General features: G+C 39.6%; 5 protein-coding genes. 1 reads left to right on the forward strand and 4 read right to left on the reverse strand.

Translation table 11 applies throughout. The features are described 5' to 3' along the window. A partial coding sequence (locus K6D58_RS09810; protein ID WP_296830202.1) for an ATP-binding protein occupies window positions 1–194 on the reverse strand: 194 nt, incomplete at its 3' end. Between the two features lie 135 nt (window positions 195–329). Here K6D58_RS09810 and K6D58_RS09815 point away from each other — a divergent pair. Continuing rightward, a complete protein-coding gene (locus K6D58_RS09815) occupies window positions 330–983 on the forward strand; it encodes a Crp/Fnr family transcriptional regulator (RefSeq protein WP_296830203.1) in 654 nt (217 codons plus the stop codon). 53 nt (window positions 984–1,036) lie between these two features. On the opposite strand, the gene K6D58_RS09820 is transcribed toward K6D58_RS09815, so the two are convergent. The 3 genes from K6D58_RS09820 to K6D58_RS09830 all read right to left on the reverse strand — a co-directional run. After that, on the reverse strand, window positions 1,037–1,852 hold the full coding sequence (locus tag K6D58_RS09820; protein ID WP_296830204.1) for a TPM domain-containing protein: 816 nt from the start codon (window positions 1,850–1,852) through the stop codon (window positions 1,037–1,039). Window positions 1,853–1,866: 14 nt separating this feature from the next. Continuing rightward, window positions 1,867–2,472 (reverse strand): LemA family protein, encoded by a 606-nt coding sequence (locus tag K6D58_RS09825; RefSeq protein WP_296830206.1) that lies wholly within the window; start codon window positions 2,470–2,472, stop codon window positions 1,867–1,869. 147 nt (window positions 2,473–2,619) lie between these two features. Beyond that, window positions 2,620–3,727 (reverse strand): APC family permease (locus K6D58_RS09830; protein ID WP_296830208.1); only part of this gene is annotated, 1,108 nt, incomplete at its 5' end.

The following is a 3,727-nucleotide window of genomic DNA, read 5'->3' on the forward strand; positions in this document are numbered from 1 at the left end:
GCTTCTCTTTCTTCAAAGCTGATTGCTCCTCTTGGACATTCAGGAAGGCAGTCTCCCATTCCGTCACAGTAGTCGTCCCTTATTAACTTTGCCTTACCGTCGATTACTGCCAGGGCACTTTCATGACAGGCTCTTGCACAAAGTCCACAGCCATCGCATTTTTCTTCGTCAATGTGAATGATTTGTCTTACCATTGTATTCTCCTGTATTTATACAATTAATTAAGCTGGTTAAAATTTAAGTTTTGTTAGTTATCAAATACTTGATGATAATATATAGGAGTGTTAAACTTTGGAATGTGGTTATAACCACCAAACAAAGAAATACTTATGAATTATACGTTTTTAAAGATATCTCCGCTTTTTAAGGGTTATACAGAAGGACAAATAAAGGAAGTTGTTGAATATCTGGGATGCAGAACAGTTAAATATAAAAAGGGAAGCTTTATTTATCATGCAGGCTCTAAGGTTACGGAAATGGGTCTGGTACTTAAGGGTTCGGTTCAAATGGAAGCTGTGGATTTACTTGGTAACAGAAGCATTCTTGGGATTGCCATGTTTGGTGATATATTTGCAGAAAGCTATGCCTGTATTCCGGAACAGCCTCTTATGGTGGATGTTGCAGCCAGGGAAGCGGTGGAAGTTCTTTTTATAAACATTCAGAAGCTGATTTCTGATAAAAACAAAAAGATAAATACCCAGGGTTTGGTTCAGAATATATTGCAGATAGCTGCAAGAAAAAATCTGGGACTTTCCATGAGGATATTCCATTCATCTCCAAAAAAAATAAGGGACAGGTTAATATCATATTTTTCTGCTCAGGTAAGGCTTGAAGGAGATACAGAAATTGAGATTCCCTTAGACAGACAGCAGCTGGCAGACTATCTTGGTGTTGACAGAACGGCTTTGTCTAAGGAACTGGGTAAAATGAAAAAAGACGGCCTTATAGATTACAGGAAAAATCATTTTTCCCTTTATCTGTAAGCACCGTCTTTGTAATGTAAAGGTCAGGGACTTTGTCCCTTTTTATTGTTTTATTACCATTTACCGGAAGCGCCACCACCGCCAAAGTGACCGCCGCCTCCGCTAAAGCCACCACCGGAACCTCTTCCGCTGCCACCGAATCCTCCACCAAAGCCGCCGCCAAAGTGGTGGTGGTCATTGTCATTCCAGTTTGTATTTCTTGGAATCCTTCTGTGGAAAGGACGGCCTGTAATCAGGGCAAGTATATAGAAGAAGCCGAATGGACCGTAGCCGTTTTTTGTTGTGATAATCAGTACTACAAATCCCAGCCAGGCAAGAAGAACGTAAACTGGTGATGTGGAATTTTTTCCTGTTTTTACTTTAAGGTCAGTATCGATTTTTGCTCCATTGGTTGCAATCTCTGTAATCTTAAGTACACCGTTTAAAATTCCCTGTGTAAAGTTCTGCTGCTTAAACTGAGGGCTGATATATTCCCTGATAATTCTGCTGCATTTTGCATCAGTAAGAAGTCCTTCAAGACCATAGCCAACTTCTATACGAACTTCATGTTCCTTCCAGGCAACTGTTAAAAGAACACCTGTATCTTTTTTTGCCTTACCCAGCTTCCATTTTTCTGCAGCCTGTATGCTTAAGTCTTCTATGGTAGCTCCACCTAAAGACTTTACAGTAAGAACAGCAATCTGAACTCCTGTCTGATCGTAAACCTGTTTAATGTAAGTATTAAGTTTGTATTCACTTTCTACATCAACAAGACTGGCAAAATCCATAACAGGTTCCTTAAGTTCAGGAATATCAATGGATGTGGCAGAAGCGGGAATTACTGACAGGAGAAGGGTAAAGACTGATAAAAATATTTTTTTTCTAAACATAAGCTGTCTTAATTTTAGAATTCAACCTTTGGTGCTGACTGTGCTTCTGCTGATGCTTCAAAGTAAGATTTTGCACGGAAGCCGTTCATGTTTGCAATTATGGATTTAGGGAACTGGCGTATATAAATGTTGTATTCCTTTGCTGCGTCATTATATCTTTTGCGTTCAACTGCAATACGGTTTTCTGTTCCTTCAATCTGACTCTGGAGTTCAAGGAAGTTTTCGTTTGCCTTAAGTTCAGGGTAACTTTCTGTAACTGCAAGAAGGCGCTGAAGGCTGGAAGACAATGAATCCTGTACCTGCTGATATTTTTTAAAGGTTTCAGGATCTTCAAGAGCTTCTGCATCAATCTTAACGAGTCCACCTGCACGACTGCGGGCTTCTGTAACTGCTGTAAGAAGTTCACTTTCGTGGCTGGCATAGCCTTTAACTGTAGAAACAAGATTAGGAATAAGATCCAGGCGTCTCTGGTACTGATTCTGAACCTGTGCCCACTGGCTGTTTATTTCTTCATCTTTTGCAACTATGCTGTTATAGGTTCCTGCAAAAAAGCTGTAGATGATAAAAATTACTGCAAGAATAATTCCGACTGTAATAAGTACTTTCTTTAATGATTTCATATTGTCTCCCAAATAATTATTTACTTTAAAGCTACTTCAAATTTCTATGGGGGTCAAGGAAGGTTAGTGAAATGTGCAAAAGGCTTAATGCAAAAAAAACAGCCTGACATAAGCAGCTGCCAGGCTGAGGTGAACACTGTTCGTATTTTATTCCGGGCGGGTTCCGGTATTTGTTTCTGGAGATACTGGTGAGATTTCAGGTTCTGCAGAAAGCTTAAGTTTTTTTGCAAGTCCAGGGTAGTGGCGGATCTGATAAAGGTCAGTGTCCATTGCCATTACTTCTTTAATTGCATAACTTTTGAACAGGGGTTTCTTAATCTTAAACTTGCACCAGATAACTGCGTAAAGAGCCAGTACAAGTGAAACACCAAGAAATATTCCGTAGACCGTAAGCTTGGATTTTAAATCCGGGTCTATGTTCCAGATCATAAAGGCATTTCCAATTACTCCAATTACAGGGATAAGAATTCCAAATGGAAGTTTGAATGTTCTTGGTGCCTTTGGAAGTTTTCTGCGGAGGAGAATTACATCAATATGAACCATGATGTAACAGAAAATCCAGAAGGTACATCCTGTATTGATAAGGAATACCAGTGAGCTGCTTGAAGAAAGTCCTATTGCATTAATAAGGGATTCAACAACAGCAACGATAATAAGTCCTATGTAAGGTGAACCTGCCGGTGTCTTCTTAAGGAAGAAAGATGGCAGCAATCTGATTTTTGCCATTCCTGCACAAAGCTGGCTGATTCCAAACATAGCTGTGTTAAGGGTACTGATTACTGCAAGAAGGGAAACAATTGTCATCCAGACAGTTCCTGCCTTTCCTAAAAGAAGGCTTCCATAAAGAATATGGGGTACTGTGCTCTGACCAAGCTGGTCCCATGGAGTGTAGTACTTAAAACCGATGGTCATAAAAATCTGCATTACAAGAATTATTACCAGGCTTAATACCATTCCAATTGGAACAATCTTTCTTGCATTCTTTACGTTTGGAGAAACAGGCACAATAAATTCAACTCCGATAAAGAGGAAGAAGGCCAGTCCCAGTAAAGAAAAAGTATCAGTAAATTTTCCGTATAATACGGCAGGCTGTTCTACAACTGCAGAAGGATTTACCTTGATGCATCCTAAAACGCCCATGATTATCAGTGAAGCAATAAGGCCGTAAGCTACAACATTCTGTATTCTTGCAAACATGTCTACGCCAAAAAGATTCAGTACAAAAAGAATGGCAATAAGCATGATGGACCACATT

The sequence above is a fragment of the Treponema sp. genome, assembly GCF_024696245.1.
Lineage (GTDB): Bacteria > Spirochaetota > Spirochaetia > Treponematales > Treponemataceae > Treponema_D.